Origin of the sequence: Pseudoalteromonas sp. SCSIO 43088 (assembly GCF_023650795.1) — a bacterium.
Taxonomy (GTDB): Bacteria; Pseudomonadota; Gammaproteobacteria; order Enterobacterales; family Alteromonadaceae; genus Pseudoalteromonas; species Pseudoalteromonas shioyasakiensis.
Map to the genome: position 1 here is coordinate 2,558,095 of NZ_CP072675.1, position 18,397 is coordinate 2,576,491.

The window sequence follows — 18,397 nt, forward strand, 5'->3', positions numbered from 1 at the left end:
ATATTTCTCACTTTCCTAGGTGTAACTGTCTTCTAGCCACAAGCTTGTTGGTACTCTTGCTGAAATTCAGCAAGGAGTGCCGCTTGCTCCTCAGTCAGAGCTAGGTTATGCAACAAGTCAGGACGACGAAGCCAAGTTCTACCAAGTGATTGCTTTGTGCGCCACTTAGCGATTTCTTGGTGGTTTCCGCTGAGTAATACAGCAGGCACCTGTTTATCATCCAATGTCTCTGGCCGTGTATAGTGAGGACAATCAAGCAAGCCATTCGAAAATGAATCCTGCTCAGCTGACTGGTTATGACCTAACACCCCTGGTACTAATCGTGCTACTGCATCAATTAGCGTCATCGCGGGTAGCTCACCACCACTTAAAATAAAATCACCAATTGACCATTCTTCGTCAACGTATGATTCTATAATTCGCTCATCTATACCTTCATAGCGACCTGCAATTAAAATCAGCTTTTCTGATTGTGCAAGCTCGCTTGCACCTTGCTGATCTAATTTGCGCCCTTGCGGTGACATATAAATTACTTTTGCACCATCACCTGCCGCTTTTTTAGCGTCAAGGATAGCTTGTTTCAATGGTTCAACCATCATTAACATGCCAGGACCGCCCCCGTAAGGACGATCATCCACAGTTCTATGCTTATCAGTAGCATAGTCACGTGGGTTCCAACAGTTAAAGTCGATTAGACCATTTTTAACTGCGCGACCTGTTACCCCTTGGGTGGTAATCGCATCAAACATGTCCGGGAAAAGGCTTATCACCCCTACCCATAGCGAACTCGTTTGTGACATTAAAACCCTGGGTCCCAGTCTACGGTAATTTCTCTTGCATCATGTTTAACTTCTTTAATAACAGAATCTGTTAAGAAAGGAATTAAACGCTCTGCTTGGCCAAATGCATCTTTTTTGTTTGCTTTCACAACCAAAACGTCATTTGACCCTGTCTCCATTAGGTCATCAACAGTGCCTAAGTTATAACCTTTATCAGTTACAACAGACATGCCGATCAGATCTCGCCAATAGAATTCACCTTGCGGTAATTCTGGTAGCTGCGCTGCATCTACTGAGATTTCTGCATTGGTTAAAGCCATTGCTTCGTCTCGGTCGTTTACTTGCGCAACTTTAGCGATAAAGCCTTTGTTGTGGCGACGCCAGTCGACCACTTCTAAGGTCTGCCATTTACCTTGTTGCCCTATCAACCATGGGCTGAAATCGAAGATCCCTTCGGGATCATCAGTAAATGAATGCACCTTAAGCCAGCCCTTTATACCATACGGGGCACCGAGCTTTCCTACTGTAATATACGAGGTGTTCTCTTGACTCATGGTTACTCTTACGCCTATTAAGCCGCTTTACGAGCGTCTTTAACTAACTTAGCTACGCGATCTGAAAGAGATGCGCCTTGACCTACCCAGTGATCAACACGAGATAAATCTAAACGTACTTTTTCTTCCTGACCAGAAGCGATTGGGTTAAAGAAACCTACTTTCTCGATGAAGCGACCGTCACGCGAGAAACGGCTATCCGCAACCACAATTTGATAGAAAGGGCGTTTTTTAGCGCCACCACGTTGCAAACGAATAGTTACCATACCGTCCTCTACATTAGATTGACTGTTTTCATTAATAAGATTTACTCCCCAGTACGGGAAGCTGGGGAATTGTACGAGTTTTTTGCAACATTGCAAGTAAGAACTGCTGCAAAATGTAAGTTTAGTTGATTAAACACTGATCTGGGCTTTAAATCTTACATGCAGCTAACAACTACGCATAAATTATCTACAAAAAAAGGAGCTATATGCTCCTTTTTATACACTTAATAAACAGCACTATTAAAATTTAGGGCCGCCACCCATCATACCTGGTGGTAACATGCCTTTCATGCCGCGCATCATTTTCTTCATGCCACCTTTGCCTTTCATCTTCTTCATCATCTTCTGCATTTGCGTAAATTGCTTAAGCAGTTTATTGATTTCTTGCACCTGAGTGCCAGAACCTGCTGCAATACGTTTTTTACGCGAGCCTTTGATGATTTCCGGGCGAGCACGCTCTTTTGGCGTCATAGAGTTGATGATAGCTTCCATTTGTACGAAAGTTTTATCACCCATCTGGCCTTTTACAGCGTCTGGTAGGTTTTGCATGCCTGGCAGCTTATCTAGCATCGACATCATACCGCCCATGTTCTTCATCTGACGAAGTTGCTCAGCAAAGTCATCTAATGTGAAACCATCGCCTTTAAATACTTTTTCGGCAACTTTAGCGGCTTTCTCTTTATCTACTTTCATTTCGACTTCTTCGATTAATGAAAGTACATCACCCATACCTAGGATACGAGAAGCAATACGGTCAGGGTGGAATGGTTCAAGAGCATCAGTGCGCTCACCCACACCCATGAACTTAATTGGCTTACCGGTAATATGACGAATCGATAATGCAGCACCACCACGAGCATCACCATCGGTCTTGGTTAAGATCACACCACTTAAAGGAAGCGCCTCATCAAATGCTTTTGCAGTGTTTGCTGCATCTTGACCTGTCATCGCATCAACAACGAACAAGGTTTCGATTGGGTTAATCGCACTGTGAAGTGCTTTGATCTCGTCCATCATGTCGTTATCGACGTGTAAACGACCTGCGGTATCAACTAATACCACATCAATGAATTTCTTCTTTGCGTGCGAAATCGCATTGTTTGCGATATCAACCGGCTTTTGTGAAATGTCACTCGGGAAGAACTCAACCCCCACTTCATCAGCCAGTGTTTCAAGCTGTTTGATTGCTGCCGGACGATAAACGTCAGCACTCACAACTAATACAGATTTCTTTTTACGCTCTTTTAAGAATTTAGCTAGTTTACCAACACTGGTCGTTTTACCAGCACCTTGTAAACCCGCCATCATCACGACCGCTGGCGGCTGTGCATTAAGGCTTAGCTCTTCGTTAGCTTCACCCATGGCTTTTTCAAGTTCTTCACGAACAATCTTTATAAAGACTTGGCCAGGGCTTAAGCTCTTTGTTACTTCAACACCTACAGCGCGTTCTTTAACTTGCTTAACGAACTCACGAACAACAGGTAATGCAACGTCCGCTTCCAAAAATGCCATGCGGACTTCGCGTAATGTATCTTTTATATTGTCTTCAGTTAGGCGTCCGCGGCCACTGATATTTTTTAAGGTTTTACCTAAGCGTTCTTGGAGATTCTCAAACATGTAAAGGTTCCGATAAAACGTGTTGCACCTGCAATGTACATAAATCAAACAAGTTTGGCGACAATACAGGCAATATTAAAATTTAATTCCTAGCAGTATACCGTAAATGGTGGTCGACAATACAGTGTTCAAGTGTTCAGTTTGAGTTTCTTTTTACAAACTCTATGCTTTTGCCTTGCTATAAAATACAATGGCATCAAAGAGACAAGGATTTATCGATATAAATTAAGTGGCCAAAACACGATGATTATTAGTTTAACTATTATTGCTAGTTTGTTTTATGTGTTAGCAACGTCACATGTGCTATCACGCCTTTTTCACAAACAAGGTCCAAGCCAAAAACTCACAGTCATTCTTAGCACTGTGGCTATCCTTGCTCATATGCTATTACTGGTTAATTCAGTTTTTCGTGCTGACGGCCAAGATTTAAGTATCGTCAACGTTGCTTTATTAACCTGTTGGGTCATTGTGGTGTCAGTAACTGCTGTGTCTCTCAAATTCCCTGCGACTTTATTGTTGCCAGTTGTTTATGGTTTTGCAGCCTTACTGACTCTTGCCAGCTTGTTTATACCGCATCATGTGATTTTACAGTCAATCGATGTTGAGCTTGGTTTAGTTACTCACATATCGTTATCACTGCTAGCCTATTGTGTTTTGATAATCTCAACACTTTATGCTGTACAGTTCTACTTTATTGATAAGCGCCTCAAACGCAAAGACTTGGCAATTGTACACAGCCACCTCCCTCCTTTGATGGTGGTTGAGCGTCAGCTATATCAATTACTCACGCTGGGTACTATCTTACTGACTTTTGCTCTCCTTTCTGGGTTCATCTTCTTAGAGGGAATGTTTGCCAGTGAGTTTATCCACAAAACGGTTTTATCGTTAATTGCTTGGCTAATTTTCACTGTGGTCACTGTAGGTCATTTACGCCAAGGCTGGCGTGGTAAGCCTGTGGTATTTTCGATCATGATAGCCGCTTTTATCTTGTCACTTGCTTATTTTGGCAGCCGTTTCATCCAAGAAGTGGTTCTAAATAAGTTTTAACTTGACTCAGCAAGCTGTCTCTAGCTTAATATGCACTGATTTATAAAAAAAGGATCCATCCTTGGACGACATATCGACTAGTACCCTGTTTATTATATTGGGATTATTGATACTTATTTCTGCTTATTTTTCTGGTTCTGAAACTGGAATTATGTCAATCAACCGTATTCGCCTGCGTCATCTTGCTAAAGAAGATCATCGTGCAGCGAAGCGCGTCAGCAAACTATTAAGTCGCCCTGACAGACTCATTGGTCTGATCTTAATTGGTAATAACCTTGTAAATATCGCTGCAGCACAGGTTGCAACGATTATTGGTATTCGTTTGTATGGTGATCTCGGTATCGCTATTGCAACCGGCGCGCTAACGCTGGTTGTTTTAATCTTTGCCGAAGTAACGCCAAAAACACTTGCTGCGCTATACCCAGAGAAGGTTGCTTTTCCAAGCTCAATTGTGCTCAAAGGCCTATTGAAAATCCTTTTCCCGTTTGTGGTTATCGTAAACTGGATGACCAACGGCATGTTACGCTTGTTTGGTATTACTACCGCACAAATTGAAGAGCACAGCTTAAGTAAAGAAGAACTAAAAACTGTGGTGAACGAATCAGGTGCACTGTTACCTGCTCGCCACCAAAGCATGCTGACTTCAATTTTAGATTTAGAACAAGTCACTGTTGAAGATATCATGATCCCACGCAACGAAATTGTTGCTATCGATATCAATGACGATTGGAAGCTTATCAGCCGCCAACTTACTCATGCACAGCACACCCGTGTACTGTTGTATCGTGACCAAATTGATGATGCTGTTGGCTTTATTCACTCACGTGATGCACTGCGTCTATTAACGAAAGAGCAGTTTGATAAACCATCACTACTACGCGCGGTACGTGAAATTTACTTTATTCCTGAAGGCACATCACTGAACACGCAACTACTTAAGTTTCAGCAATCAAAAGAACGTATTGGCTTAGTTGTCGATGAGTATGGTGATATTCAAGGTCTAGTAACGCTTGAAGATATTCTTGAAGAAGTAGTGGGTGATTTCACTACAACGCAAACGCGTACACCGAGTGAAGAAGTAACAGAGCAAGATGATGGCTCAGTACTTGTTGATGGCGGTGCTAACATTCGTGATTTAAATAAAGAAATGGGTTGGGAGCTACCGATTGATGGCCCGAAAACGCTAAGTGGTTTAATCGTTGAATACTTAGAGGACATCCCAGACTCAAACCTAAGTTTACGTATTGCCGGCTACCCTATTGAAGTTATCGAGATAAAAGAAAATATGGTTAAGTTAGTTAAAGTTATTCCAAGTAAACGTACAGAATAATTTTCTACACCATCTAAACAAAAGGAGTAGCTTGCTACTCCTTTTTTGTTACTTATAGCTGAATTACTTCTGAAGATTCACATTTTATTAGCTATCCCGCACACCCGAACACGAATTCCTCTACTATTATTTTCTTTTGCATATATTGATATAAAAGGGAAAATAATGGACGAAATATCAATCGAGAAAATCTATAACCAAGCTATCGAATTGCTGATGCTTTACGGGCCAAAGTTTATCCTCGCAATACTGGTTTTAATTATAGGTTGGTGGTTAATTGGTAGAATTGCCAATATGGCCGAAAAATCAATGAACAAGGTCAAGTTTGAAGTTGGCCTTACGCACTTTTTAGTCTCCTTTATCTCGGTCATTTTAAAAGTACTGTTGCTGATATCTGTTGCTTCTATGATTGGCATAGAAACCACGTCGTTTATCGCAATGCTAGGTGCTGCAGGCCTTGCGGTCGGCATGGCTCTTCAAGGTAGCCTTGCTAACTTTGCAGGTGGCGTGCTTATCCTGTTCTTTAAGCCTTTTAAAGTTGGCGATGTAATCGAAGCGCAAGGCTACATGGGTACAGTTGTTGAGATACAAATTTTTGTCACTGTTTTACTCACCTACGACAATGAAAAAATCATTATTCCTAATGGCACGCTATCAAATGGCTGCGTTAAGAATAAGTTTTCAGAGCCAACACACCGCGTTGCTATCGAATTTGGCATTAGTTATGGAGATAATGTCCATAAAGCCCGTGATGTGCTTATGAGCGTGCTTAATGACTATGATTTGATACTAAAAGATATAGAAGATAAAAAACCATCGGTTCATGTTAGCCAGCACGGTGAAAGCCATATTGGCATGTTGGTATGGGCGTGGGTTGAGTCTGATAACTACTGGCCAGTGTATTTTGGCTTATACGAACGCGTTAAAATTGCCTTTGACGCCGCTGATATCACGATTCCATTCCCGCAAAGGGATGTTCATATTCACCAGTTTCCTGGTAAATAACTAACAAAAAGCCCGCTAATTGATGCGGGCTTTCTATTTATGCATTAACTAAATAAGCGTTCAAACCAGTTTTTGTCTAAATCGGCTTCACACTTTTTAAGTTGTGCGCCATAGCGGCTAGCTCGATGTTTAACTTTATTAGCAACGCTCATTAGCCATTTTTTACTTTTATAAGTGCCTCGCTTATAGCCGCCCCACCCTTCGTGGTAATTTAGGTACTGCGCGTAGGCGTCCCATTTCGATATACCATTTACTTTATGAGTTTTGTAAACGAACCAAGCCATAAAGTCGATAGCATCATCAAAATCATCTCTGTCTGCACCGCTGTTACCTGTTTCACGAATGTAATCTGACCATGTTGGGGTTTTTGCTTGAGAGTAGCCATATGCAGAGCTAGCACGTCCGATTGGAATTACCCATAAGAAGTATTCCATTGGTGGCGCTGCATCATGGCGGAATGAGCTTTCTTGATACATCATGCTCATTAGCACATGTTTTGGCGACCCCCATTTTTCTTGTGCATCACGAGCATCGTAATACCAGTCAGGTTTTTCTTCAAAAATCTTACATATATCATGAGGTTGCTCAGGGGGAGCCGTTGCACAACCAGCCAAAGATGCGGCCAGCGATAAAATAATTATACTTTTTTTCATTTTTTTATGGATCTCGCTGAACTTTTTCTCATCAGGTCAGTCTGAACTTATGAATGCAGCAGTATAGCATTGTTTCATCCCTGAAGAATCTTTGACGCAGCCTCCCTAGGCTGCGTTTTTTTATGCCTTCACCATACTAAGCTTTAGCAAAATAGTCATCTAAAAATTCAGTGAAAGATACACTGTCTGCCGCTTTAACTTCACGCTCTTTAAGCACAGAGTCAACCGCTTGCTTTGCCAAAAATGCTTGATCATAAAATTGGTAATCAGCATCAAGGTGGCTTTGCTTGTACTGCTGTGCAAGTGCTAAAGCGAAATGACCATTATCTTGGTTCTCTTTTGCCAGCGCACTAACATATTTGCCAGAGAACGTTTTACTTGGGCTGTTCACCCAGGTTGCAAGCTCAGCTATGGTTTCGCTGTAATAACTCACGCCATATGCATTATCCATGTAACGGGCAACCTCAGATAGCTGAGTAAAAATTGTCTCGGCCCAATCAGTTAGACGCACCATCTCCCCCTGCTTGTTGAGCATTAGCTCTGGGTCTCGACCTTCATTGACAACCGCATCAAGGTTAGTTGTGCTTAATTTTTGCTCTTGCCAATCCATTTCTGGCGAGTCATTCAAGAGGCAATAAGTTAAGAATACGTCTAAGAAACGAATTTGTTGTAAATCGATACCCGTTTCGCTAAACGGGTTAACATCAAGCGCACGTACCTCGATGTATTCTATACCGCCGCGAAGTAATGCATCGGTTGGTGTTTCGCCCGATGCTGCATTGCGCTTAGGACGAATTGGCGAGTAAAACTCGTTTTCGATTTGCAGAATATTTTTATTTAACTGCTTTGGCTCAGCACTCGTGTAGTCATCTATATGGCCATAAATATCTGATGGTGTATGAATCGCCTCTTTTAAGCCTGCTACATATTCTTCGAGTGAGTTATACATAACACGTAAAGACGATTGTGCACTGTTAGTGTAACCAAGGTTACCCAAACGCAGCGCTGTACCCACTTCTAAGTAAAGGGTACCTTTACCTAGCTTTTTGAATGGTAAATCAGTTTCGCGCCCTTGTAAGAATGAACTACATAACGCTGGTGATGCACCAAATAAAAAGCTTATTAACCAAAGCTCACGCTTAAAGTTACGAATAAGCCCTAAATAGCCATTCGAAATAGACTCAGCTAATGTATCTTGGTTGCCGTTTAAGCTATACAAACTTTGCCATAAGCTCTCAGGGAAAGAGATATTGAAATGCACACCGGCAATGGCTTGCATCATGCTACCATAACGGTTCTTTAAGCCTTCACGGTAAAGTGTTTTCATGCGGCCAATGTTTGAGTCACCAAACTGTGCGAGTACAATATCATCTTGATGTTCAATAAAGCATGGCATACTAATCGGCCATAACAGCTCATCGCCCATCTGCGATAAGGTGAACTTTTGCAAATCTTTTAGCTGCGCGAGTGTTTGCTCTGCAGATGTACTAACCGGAGTGATAAATTCTAAAAGTGATTCTGAAAAATCAGTGGTGACATGATCATTCGTTAAAGCGCTACCTACGCCTTGTGGATGACCTTGCTGTGAGATAACACCACTTGGTTTTATCCTTAATGCTTCTCGCTCGATACCACGTTGAATCCCATTAATTGCGTTAGGAAATTGTGCCGTTAACGCTTCTAGCGTTTTATTTAAATCATGTTTTATCAAAAATGCTTCCTCGAGCCGCGTGGCTGTAATCCTAAGTGTATGGGGGCAAAAAACAATTACTCAAGTCAGAAATATCAGTTTCATTATTTACCCATACACTTGAAGCTCAATCTTGCCATTGTGAGTCACAATATACAATTGCTTTGGTGGCACTTCATTGTTGCTAAAACGGTTAAAAATACAATTTAGGCTTTTTCCTTGAGGATATTAGACCTTTTAACTAATATAAAAGACTGAGGCTAAACATAATAATTCAGGCAAGATATTGTTTTAGATCAAAGGGAAGATGAAATTATTAAAAGTTTCACAGTTAACACTATGTCCCCCCTTCCCTTACATTTTTCTGAGACTATAATCCGCACACCATAAAAAAGTATATTTCGAGGACTCATATGCGTCGTGGGCAAGAAATCGTCAATCAAGAAGTGACATACTCAGATAATCAAGAGCTTGTCTCTACCACAGATTTACGCGGTGTAATCACATACGTAAATAAGGAATTTTGTACTATAGCAGGTTACACCGAAGAAGAGCTTCTCGGAAAAAATCATAATATTGTACGCCACCCTGATATGCCTAAAGCGGCATTTAAAGAGATGTGGGAAAAACTTAAAGAGGGCCACTCTTGGCGTGGCATGGTAAAAAATCGCTGTAAAGATGGTCGCTACTATTGGGTTGATGCGTTCGTTACACCTATATATGAACATGGCCAGTTAGTTGGCTATCAATCAGTGCGTACCAAGCCATCTGAACAATTAAAAACCCGTGCGATGGCCCTTTACACTAAAATTAATGACGGTAAATCAATCGCATCATTTCGTGAGAATATTTCACTTAGACAAATAGTGTCTGCGATTTTATTAATTGCAGGCATTGTTGGTTTAGCTGTGGCCGCCTCATGGATGATTGCTATAGCCGCATGTGTCCTTGTAGCACTACTTTTTGCTTTAAATTATGACGAACTCGTAGTTACGCCAAGACATTTAAAGCAGCAACGTGCAGAGTTTGATTCAGTATCACGTTATGTGTATTCGGGCTCGCACCCATTTAGTATTGCTGCCTATAATCAGCAAATGCTGTTCGCTAAGCTTAGAACTGTATTAGGTCGTGTTAAAGACTCTACTTACTCATTTAAAGACATTGCTACCAACTTAGATAAACAATCGTCACTAACCGAGCAAGGTATTGCTGCACAAGGCCAGCGTTTAAGTGATATTGCTACGGCAATGACACAAATGAGTGCGACTATTGGCGAAATTTCAGCAAATACTCATCACACTGCTGATAAGGTTAAAACCACTTACCAAAGCTGTAACGATATCAAACTGCATATTGAAGATAATAGCAGCATGGTGACTGATCTAGCTAACCAGGTAGAGCAAGCAGCCACTACCGCTAACTCTCTTGCTAGTGAAGCTGACAAAATAGGCCAAGTAATGAGTGAGATTGAAGGCATTGCTGAACAAACAAACTTATTAGCGCTGAATGCAGCAATTGAGGCAGCACGTGCCGGTGAGCATGGCCGTGGTTTTGCGGTTGTAGCAGATGAAGTACGCGCACTTTCTTCACGCACGCAAAATGCGACGGCACAAATTCATAGCTCAATTAAAGAGATCCAAGATACGTTATTTAGCTGGTCTAAAGTGATGCAATCAACTAAAGCGCAAGCAGATAGTTGTGTTGATACGACTGCACATACTCAAACTGAGCTTGCGAGCATCTTCGCACAAATTGATGAAATATCAGGCCTTGCGACGGAGATTTCGACGGCTGCTGAGGAACAACAAGTTGTTAGCACCGATATACGCGAAAATGTAGAAAGCATTAAAGGACACAGCGAAGAGAACTTAAAGCTTAGCTACAACGTGGCTAAAGATGCAGCGGGGCTTGTTGAAGGCTCACGCAAAGTTAATGATATGCTGTTAACCTTTAAAGTTTAAACTTAACTGATACAAAAAAGCCGCATCATAATTGATGCGGCTTTTGTTTTTAGGGCTAATTAACGACTCGAGAAAACAAGTCCATTCTCATCAGCATCAATATGGATGATGGCACCTGGTTGGTAATCCCCTCCGAGCAGGCGCTGTGCTAATGGGTTTTCAATGGTATGTTGAATAGCACGTTTTAAAGGCCTTGCCCCATACACAGGATCAAAACCACTTTCAGCGATGCGGTCTAAAGCTGCATCCGTAACTTCAAGAATGTAGCCTTTTTCAGTTAATCGCTCACGTAGCTTACTTAACTGAATATCTGCAATTTCCTTAATGTGCTCATTAGCAAGTGGATGGAATACCACGGTTTCGTCGATTCGGTTAATAAACTCAGGGCGGAACTGACTAACTAATACGCCCATCACTTTTTCTTTTAACCCGGCATAATCATTAGAACCTGCTTGCTCTTGGATAATATCGGAACCCAAGTTAGAGGTCATGATAATCACCGTATTTTTAAAATCAACGGTACGGCCCTGACCATCCGTTAAGCGCCCATCATCAAGAACTTGCAGTAAGATGTTAAATACATCAGGGTGCGCTTTTTCGACTTCATCCAATAAAATGACGGAATACGGACGACGGCGTACCGCTTCAGTTAAATAGCCACCCTCTTCATAGCCAACATAACCCGGAGGTGCACCGACTAAACGTGCCACCGAATGTTTCTCCATAAACTCCGACATATCAATGCGCACCATGGCATCTTCAGTGTCAAACATGAAGCTGGCGAGTGCTTTGGTCAGCTCAGTTTTACCCACCCCTGTTGGGCCTAAGAATAAGAATGAGCCGATTGGGCGATTTGGATCAGCAAGCCCTGCGCGAGAACGACGAATTGCATTTGCAACAGCTACAACAGCTTCATCTTGACCAATCACTTTGTGGTGTAATTGATCTTCCATTTGCAGTAGCTTTTCACGTTCACCTTGCAGCATTTTCGATACCGGAATACCTGTCCAACGCGATAAAATCTCAGCGATTTCGTCTTCACCCACTTGGTTTTTAAGCAAGCTCATTTCTTGCATTTCAGCTTGTGAAGCAAGGTCGAGTTTGCGCTCAAGTTCAGGGATACGACCATATTGCAGCTCAGACATACGCTGTAAATCGCTGGCACGGCGTGCCACGTCTAAATCAAGACGTGCCTGCTCAAGTTCTGCTTTGATTACTTGCGTGCCTTGCAGTGAGGCCTTCTCAGCATTCCACACTTCATCTAGTTCGCGGTATTGCGCTTCAAGTTCAGTGATCAGCTCTTGCATTTCGGTGCGGCGCTTTTGACTTGCTTCGTCTTTTTCTTTCGCCAGTGCATTATCTTCCAGTTTTAACTGAATAATACGACGTTCTAGCTTATCTAAAGACTCTGGTTTTGAGTCTATTTGCAAACGAATTGAAGAACCTGCTTCGTCAATTAAATCTATTGCCTTATCTGGTAATTGCCGATCGCTGATATAACGATGCGATAACTGCGCCGCGGCAACAATGGCCGGATCGGTAATATCAACTGAGTGATGCAGCTCATAACGCTCTTTTAAACCACGTAAAATCGCAATGGTGTCTTCAACCGATGGTTCATCAACAAATACCTTTTGGAAACGACGCTCAAGTGCCGCATCTTTTTCGATGTACTGACGATACTCATCAAGGGTTGTGGCACCCACGCAATGTAACTCACCACGGGCAAGTGCAGGCTTTAACATATTACCCGCATCCATTGCTCCGTCTGTTTTACCTGCGCCTACCATGGTATGAATTTCATCAATAAAGAGGATGACTTGGCCTTCTTCTTTGGCAAGTTCATTCAATACTGATTTTAAACGCTCTTCAAATTCACCACGGTATTTAGCACCAGCAACCAAAGCACCTAAATCAAGGGATAATACTCGCTTGTTTTTTAAACCTTCAGGTACTTCACCATTGATAATACGTTGTGCAAGGCCCTCAGCGATCGCTGTTTTACCTACACCTGGCTCACCAATTAACACCGGATTATTTTTAGTTCGGCGCTGTAAAACTTGGATAGTACGACGAATTTCGTCATCACGACCAATAACAGGATCAAGCTTACCTTGCTCTGCTCGCTCAGTTAAATCGATGGTGAATTTTTTTAATGCCTGACGAGTTTCTTCAGCATTTGGGTCTTCTACTTTTTGGCCACCACGAATGGCTTCAATTGCAGATTCGATCTTGCTAGAAGTAATATTCAGCGCTTTAAAAATGTCACCTAATGGACCTTTATCATCACACGCAGCAAGAACAAACAACTCACTCGAAATGAATTTATCTTTTCGTTTTTGAGCATATTTATCGCATAAGTTAATTAACGAAATCAGGTTATTTGACAGCTGAACATCGCCACCAATACCTTCAACTTTAAACAGTTTCTCGATTTCTTGGGATAACTTGGTGTTTAACTCATCAGCACTCACACCTGCTTGTGCAAGTAACGCACGCACACTTGAACCATTTTGCTGAAGCAATGAATACATTAAATGCACAGGCTCAATAAATTGATGATCGCGCCCAAGTGCTAATGACTGCGCATCTGAAAGCGCAGATTGAAATTTACTTGTAAATCTATCTAAACGCATAAGGGTTTACCTATTAAAAAATCTAATTGCTTAATTAATGGGTATGCTTAGTGATTTGTTCAAGTAAAAGAAGAAAATTTAATCGCAAAAAAGGCGTATTAATTGCGCCAGATCAAGCTCGCCATACGGCCTGTTTGTCCGTCACGGCGATAAGAGAAAAACTGTGATTTTTCAGTAACAGTACAGTGCTCACCACCATACATTTTGACCACACCTAATTGTGCTAATTGCTGACGTGCTAATAAATAGATATCAGCCATGTATTTTTCATGTTTGGCTGTAAAAGCTTGTTGATGCTCTGGGTTTTGTGAGCAAAAACACTCTCTTACTTCTTGCCCGACTTCAAATTGTAAAGGACCAATAGCTGGGCCTAACCAAGCAATAATATCGCTTGCTGGCGCTTGAAAGTGCGAAACCGTGTTTGCCAATATACCTTGCGCTAAACCACGCCAGCCACCATGGACAGCAGCGACTTCATCCCCAGAACTCGAGCAAAGTAACACAGGTAAACAATCTGCAGTCATTATCGCCAGCGGCTGCTTTATTAAACGGGTGTAAAGCGCATCAGCAGAGCGTACTTGGCTTAAGTCAGACTGTTCATCAATTACGACTACATCGCTGCTATGTGTTTGGTTTAACCACACAGCAGGATTAGGCAGCTGATTTGTAAGTAACGCGCGATTTGCAAGCACGGCTTGCTCATCATCACCAACATGTAAACCCACATTAAAACTATCAAAGGGTGCAACTGATACACCGCCCTCTCGGGTGGTACTCAGCGCGCTAACAGTGTTTGGGGCAGTCCATGCTGGTTTGAACATAACGCTTAGAACTCGATATTTGGGTTTGCTTTAGTATCAGCGCGTAATGCTTCTGTCATAGCTGCCATATCATCTGGAATTGGCGCTTGCCAAGTCATTAGCTCACCTGTAATTGGGTGTGCAATTGATAGCTTAACAGCATGTAATGCTTGGCGTTTAAAGTCGCGTAGCATTTGAAACAGCTCAGGTGTAGCACCTTTTGGCGGGCGCGGACGACCACCATACAGTTGGTCGCCAACTAATGGGTGGTTTAAATAAGCCATGTGTACACGAATTTGGTGAGTACGGCCTGTTTCTAGGCGTAAACGTAAGCGTGTATGTGCACGGAACTTTTCTGCAACACGATAATGCGTAACTGCTGGTTTGCCCATTTCGTGCACGGCCATATGAGTACGTTTTGTTGCATGGCGACCAATTGGTTTTTCAACCATGCCACCTGCTGTCATTGTGCCATTACAAATTGCTTCGTATTCACGGGTGAAGTTTTCACGCTTTTGTAATGCAGATACTAGATGTGTTTGTGCCGGAATTGTTTTCGCCACCACCATTAAACCGGTGGTGTCTTTATCTAGACGATGCACAATACCTGCACGAGGCACATTAATGATGTCAGGGTAATGATGTAGCAAAGCATTTAATACCGTGCCATCTGGGTTACCCGCCCCTGGATGTACTACTAACCCCATAGGTTTATTGATCACCAAAATATCATCGTCTTCATAAACGATGTTTAATTTGATATTTTGTGCCTCGTATTCACGAGGGGCTTCGATGGTTGTTTCAACACTCACCGTTTCGCCACCGAGTAGTTTTTCGCGCGGTGTGTTTAATATTTCGCCGTTTACTGTGATTTTATCATCCAAAATCCACGTTTTTATGCGTGAACGAGAATAATCAGGGAACAATTGCGCTAATACTTGGTCTAGACGTTTACCGCCAAGGTCAATTGGAACCTCGGCTTGGAGAGAAATTTGCTCTGACATTAGTAACTTTACCCAATTTACCAGTGCAAGCTGTGCTCGACTGGGTTAGAATCGCTTTAATATAATACGTATAGTTTACTCGGTTTTCCTCACTTGGCCTAGCCGAAGACATCGAAGGTAAGAAATAAAATGATAAATAAAATAGGGAAACGTGCGTTCGCCATAGTTTTTTCAGTATCTGTACTTGGCTTAGGTGCCTGTTCATCAGCACCAGACCAAGAAGATATCCAACGCGTTCCTAATAAATCTGCGCAAGCTTTATATGAAGATGCAAAACAAACATTAGATTCTGGCTTGTATGCTCGTGCAATTGAGCTATTAAGTGCTATTGATTCTCGCTATCCTTTTGGTCCTTTATCAAAACAAGTACAAATGGACTTAGTATTTGCGCATTATCAAGCAGGTAATACTGAGCAAGCACTAGCAACTATCGACCGTTTCATTCGTTTAAACCCAAACCATAAAGATTTAGACTACATGTATTACATGCGTGGCTTGGTAAACATCAAAGCGGATGAAAACGCATTCCAAGAATATTTTGGTGTAGACCGTGCCGACAGAGACGCAAATCGTACTCGTGTCGCATTTACTGATTTATCAACACTTTTAAAGCGTTTTCCTAACAGTGCCTACGCACCAGAAGCGAAAAAACGTTTAGTATGGCTACTGAATAAAATGGCACGCTACGAGTTAAAAGTTGCTGAATACTACTATGAGCGTGAGGCATACCTTGCTGCAGCAAACCGTGGTAAATATGTGGTTGAGCACTACTCACAAAGCAGCTACCTTGATCAAGCACTAGAGATCATGGAAAAAAGCTACAACAAGCTGGGTTTACCTGAGTTGAGCGAACACGCTAAAGCGACGCGAGAAGCTAACAAGCGTTAAAATAGACTAAAAGCAAAAAAGGCGCCTTAGGCGCCTTTTTTAATGTTTGCGGTTAATTTAAATTTGTATTAAATCGCATCTTCATCTTCTTCAGCGGTACGAATACGTACTACACGCTCAACGTCAGTGACAAAGATTTTACCGTCACCAATTTTACCAGTTTGCGATGTTTTAACGATAACATCGATAGCACGGTCAACATCTTCGTCGCTTAATACGATATCTAGTTTTACCTTAGGTAAAAAGTCCACCATGTACTCAGCACCGCGATAAAGCTCGGTATGTCCTTTTTGACGGCCAAAGCCTTTTACTTCACTTACCGTCATACCTGTGATGCCCACATCTGATAATGCTTCGCGTACATCATCAAGCTTAAATGGTTTAATAATTGCTTCGATTTTTTTCATTTTCGGGTTACTTATTATTTCTCGATTGCCTCGATTTTAGACAATCCGATTGCTGATGGCAAACAAAGCTATGAATTACGGTGATTAAATCAGCAATCATGATATTATTAAACAAAGTGATTCAAAATAGAGACAACAATGAAATCATTACAACGGGGTTTTACATTATTAGAGCTGATGGTCACGCTTGCTATTGTGGGTATCGTTGCACTGATAGCACTATGGGATAGCTCAGATATGCTTGAAAATGACCGAGCTGAGAGCTACTTATTAGAATTAAAACGTACACTCAGCTTTGCACGAGCAAAAGCAACAAGTAGTGATGCAATTATTGTTGTTTGTAGTGGCAACACTTCAAGAGTTGAAAGTAACAGACGAGTTCCATGCTTAAACGATTGGAGCCAAGGTACTGTATTCGTCTTTTTCGATTCAAACCAAAATGGTGTTTACAACCCAAGAGTTGGCGATATCATTTTAAGAGTCATGGAAGAAGTGCCTGAGAACAGTCAGTTAAATTTCACTGGTGATAACTTTATCACATTTGATACCAGCGGGATGCTCACGTCAAATACTGGAAAATTCACTTACTGCCCTTCAAAAGCTGATGACGATAATAACAAACAACTAGAAGTATTTGCCTCAGGGACTGCTTTATATATTGGCAGTACGACAGATGGCTGTAATTAAGCTTGGTAAATTGACAGCCCACCTTCTCGAATTATAGTTAAATAAACAGCCGCAAATTTGGAATCTTCAAGGATGAAGGCACTTACAACTCTGCGCAGCCTCAATGGGGCAACGTTAATTGAAAGCCTCGTAGTGCTATCAATTTTATCACTCCTGCTGCATATCGCCTTATTTGAATTTAAGCCACTTCTGGCTACAAACCGTTTAGAAAGCAACATGCAAACGGTGAAAAGAGCGCTGCAGTTTACTCGCCTAAAAGCGCAAACAAATGATGCCTATGTCACCTTCTGCGCCTTAAAAAACAACAGATGCAACAAAGCTATATGGCACAAATCGTTAACCGTTTTTGTAGACAAAGGCGAACTAGGTATATTTGAAAGTGGTGATACTAAACTAATGGAAATCGAAGCAATAAGTAAGTTTGACATGCTAACATACCCACGTCATGCAGTTACGTTTAGCCCAGCGGGTATGCCGATGGGATTAGGCAATGGCACTTTTATCTACTGCCCAGAATACATAAAAGCAAGCCTCAAAGGGCTTGCAATTAGGGTCAGCCCGATAGGCCGAGTTAGATTAATTGATACTGATAAATGCCAAACTGATAATTGATAAAGCTTATTTACCCCAACAGGTGCTTGAATCAGCAGACCCCGTTGACGTTTTTAAACCTGTATCAGAAATAGACAATGTTGCACATTCAGAATCTTGTAATGGTGGGCCAGATTTAGGTGTTGCCTTAAATGTAAATGTACCTGCATCATTATCTACCTTAACACTAATGGTATAGAAATTATTTTCTGTAGTACTAGAAACACCTAAATCAGCAATTGTGCTTGTATATTCTCGATTATCAACAAAGTATTGCTCTTGTTTATTAGCTGCATCTAATAACGAAGTAATTGCCTCAGTTCGAGCGGTACGTTTTACGTGCTCAAAATAACTAGGAATAGCAATGCTAGCGATGATCCCTAAGATAGCTACAGTAATCATCAGCTCGATTAGCGTAAAACCATTATGACTCTTTGTTCTTATAAAGTTCATATTTTAAAAACCTATATAATTGTTTTTTT

18 protein-coding genes are annotated in these 18,397 nt (G+C 41.7%); 7 read left to right on the forward strand and 11 right to left on the reverse strand.

Annotation, left to right across the window (positions count from 1 at the left end):
- Positions 1 to 32: 32 nt before the first annotated feature.
- The 4 genes from trmD to ffh form a co-directional block, all read right to left on the reverse strand.
- Entirely contained in the window at positions 33 to 800 is a 768-nt protein-coding gene (gene trmD, locus J8Z28_RS11885) for a tRNA (guanosine(37)-N1)-methyltransferase TrmD (protein ID WP_054551734.1), read from the reverse strand.
- Positions 800 to 1,333, reverse strand: coding sequence for a ribosome maturation factor RimM (gene rimM / locus J8Z28_RS11890; RefSeq protein ID WP_054561890.1), 534 nt, complete (start codon positions 1,331 to 1,333; stop codon positions 800 to 802). The genes trmD and rimM overlap by 1 nt, the downstream gene beginning before the upstream one ends.
- Before the next feature lie 17 nt (positions 1,334 to 1,350).
- Positions 1,351 to 1,599, reverse strand: a complete 249-nt coding sequence (rpsP, locus tag J8Z28_RS11895) for a 30S ribosomal protein S16 (protein ID WP_054551736.1) — start codon at positions 1,597 to 1,599, stop codon at positions 1,351 to 1,353.
- Positions 1,600 to 1,839: 240 nt separating this feature from the next.
- The gene (gene ffh / locus J8Z28_RS11900; RefSeq protein WP_054551737.1) at positions 1,840 to 3,216 is read right to left on the reverse strand and encodes a signal recognition particle protein; all 1,377 of its coding nucleotides are present in this window, start codon (positions 3,214 to 3,216) and stop codon (positions 1,840 to 1,842) included.
- Between the two features lie 243 nt (positions 3,217 to 3,459).
- Between ffh and J8Z28_RS11905 the strand changes: the two genes are divergently transcribed.
- From J8Z28_RS11905 to J8Z28_RS11915, 3 genes are all read left to right on the forward strand, one after another.
- Complete coding sequence (locus J8Z28_RS11905; protein ID WP_054551738.1) at positions 3,460 to 4,263, forward strand: cytochrome C assembly family protein; 804 nt, start codon at positions 3,460 to 3,462, stop codon at positions 4,261 to 4,263.
- 61 nt (positions 4,264 to 4,324) lie between these two features.
- Entirely contained in the window at positions 4,325 to 5,593 is a 1,269-nt protein-coding gene (locus J8Z28_RS11910; protein ID WP_130051057.1) for an HlyC/CorC family transporter, read from the forward strand.
- A gap of 165 nt (positions 5,594 to 5,758) precedes the next feature.
- The gene (locus J8Z28_RS11915; RefSeq protein WP_054561892.1) at positions 5,759 to 6,598 is read left to right on the forward strand and encodes a mechanosensitive ion channel family protein; all 840 of its coding nucleotides are present in this window, start codon (positions 5,759 to 5,761) and stop codon (positions 6,596 to 6,598) included.
- A gap of 44 nt (positions 6,599 to 6,642) precedes the next feature.
- Here the strand turns inward: J8Z28_RS11915 and J8Z28_RS11920 are convergent, their stop codons facing one another.
- Positions 6,643 to 7,251: a transglycosylase SLT domain-containing protein gene (locus tag J8Z28_RS11920; protein WP_054551741.1), complete on the reverse strand. Its 609-nt coding sequence runs from the start codon at positions 7,249 to 7,251 to the stop codon at positions 6,643 to 6,645.
- Between the two features lie 136 nt (positions 7,252 to 7,387).
- Positions 7,388 to 8,962: a glutamate--cysteine ligase gene (gene gshA / locus J8Z28_RS11925; RefSeq protein ID WP_250659486.1), complete on the reverse strand. Its 1,575-nt coding sequence runs from the start codon at positions 8,960 to 8,962 to the stop codon at positions 7,388 to 7,390.
- 392 nt (positions 8,963 to 9,354) lie between these two features.
- On the opposite strand from gshA, the gene J8Z28_RS11930 reads away from it, so the two are divergent.
- Positions 9,355 to 10,902: a methyl-accepting chemotaxis protein gene (locus J8Z28_RS11930; RefSeq protein ID WP_054561894.1), complete on the forward strand. Its 1,548-nt coding sequence runs from the start codon at positions 9,355 to 9,357 to the stop codon at positions 10,900 to 10,902.
- Positions 10,903 to 10,961: 59 nt separating this feature from the next.
- Here J8Z28_RS11930 and clpB read toward each other — a convergent pair whose 3' ends face one another.
- The 3 genes from clpB to rluD form a co-directional block, all read right to left on the reverse strand.
- A complete protein-coding gene (gene clpB / locus J8Z28_RS11935; RefSeq protein WP_054561895.1) occupies positions 10,962 to 13,538 on the reverse strand; it encodes an ATP-dependent chaperone ClpB in 2,577 nt (858 codons plus the stop codon).
- Between the two features lie 98 nt (positions 13,539 to 13,636).
- Positions 13,637 to 14,359 (reverse strand): peptidoglycan editing factor PgeF, encoded by a 723-nt coding sequence (gene pgeF, locus J8Z28_RS11940; RefSeq protein WP_250659487.1) that lies wholly within the window; start codon positions 14,357 to 14,359, stop codon positions 13,637 to 13,639.
- A gap of 5 nt (positions 14,360 to 14,364) precedes the next feature.
- Positions 14,365 to 15,342: a 23S rRNA pseudouridine(1911/1915/1917) synthase RluD gene (gene rluD, locus J8Z28_RS11945; RefSeq protein ID WP_239963327.1), complete on the reverse strand. Its 978-nt coding sequence runs from the start codon at positions 15,340 to 15,342 to the stop codon at positions 14,365 to 14,367.
- A 129-nt stretch (positions 15,343 to 15,471) separates the two neighbouring features.
- On the opposite strand from rluD, the gene J8Z28_RS11950 reads away from it, so the two are divergent.
- Positions 15,472 to 16,230, forward strand: a complete 759-nt coding sequence (locus J8Z28_RS11950) for an outer membrane protein assembly factor BamD (RefSeq protein WP_054561898.1) — start codon at positions 15,472 to 15,474, stop codon at positions 16,228 to 16,230.
- A gap of 68 nt (positions 16,231 to 16,298) precedes the next feature.
- Here the strand turns inward: J8Z28_RS11950 and J8Z28_RS11955 are convergent, their stop codons facing one another.
- A complete protein-coding gene (locus J8Z28_RS11955) occupies positions 16,299 to 16,637 on the reverse strand; it encodes a P-II family nitrogen regulator (RefSeq protein ID WP_054551748.1) in 339 nt (112 codons plus the stop codon).
- Between the two features lie 138 nt (positions 16,638 to 16,775).
- On the opposite strand from J8Z28_RS11955, the gene J8Z28_RS11960 reads away from it, so the two are divergent.
- On the forward strand, positions 16,776 to 17,324 hold the full coding sequence (locus J8Z28_RS11960; RefSeq protein WP_055197039.1) for a GspH/FimT family pseudopilin: 549 nt from the start codon (positions 16,776 to 16,778) through the stop codon (positions 17,322 to 17,324).
- A gap of 72 nt (positions 17,325 to 17,396) precedes the next feature.
- Entirely contained in the window at positions 17,397 to 17,936 is a 540-nt protein-coding gene (locus J8Z28_RS11965) for a GspH/FimT family protein (protein ID WP_054561900.1), read from the forward strand.
- Positions 17,937 to 17,942: 6 nt separating this feature from the next.
- Here J8Z28_RS11965 and J8Z28_RS11970 read toward each other — a convergent pair whose 3' ends face one another.
- Positions 17,943 to 18,368 (reverse strand): type IV pilin protein, encoded by a 426-nt coding sequence (locus tag J8Z28_RS11970; protein ID WP_250659488.1) that lies wholly within the window; start codon positions 18,366 to 18,368, stop codon positions 17,943 to 17,945.
- Between the last annotated feature and the right edge of the window lie 29 nt (positions 18,369 to 18,397).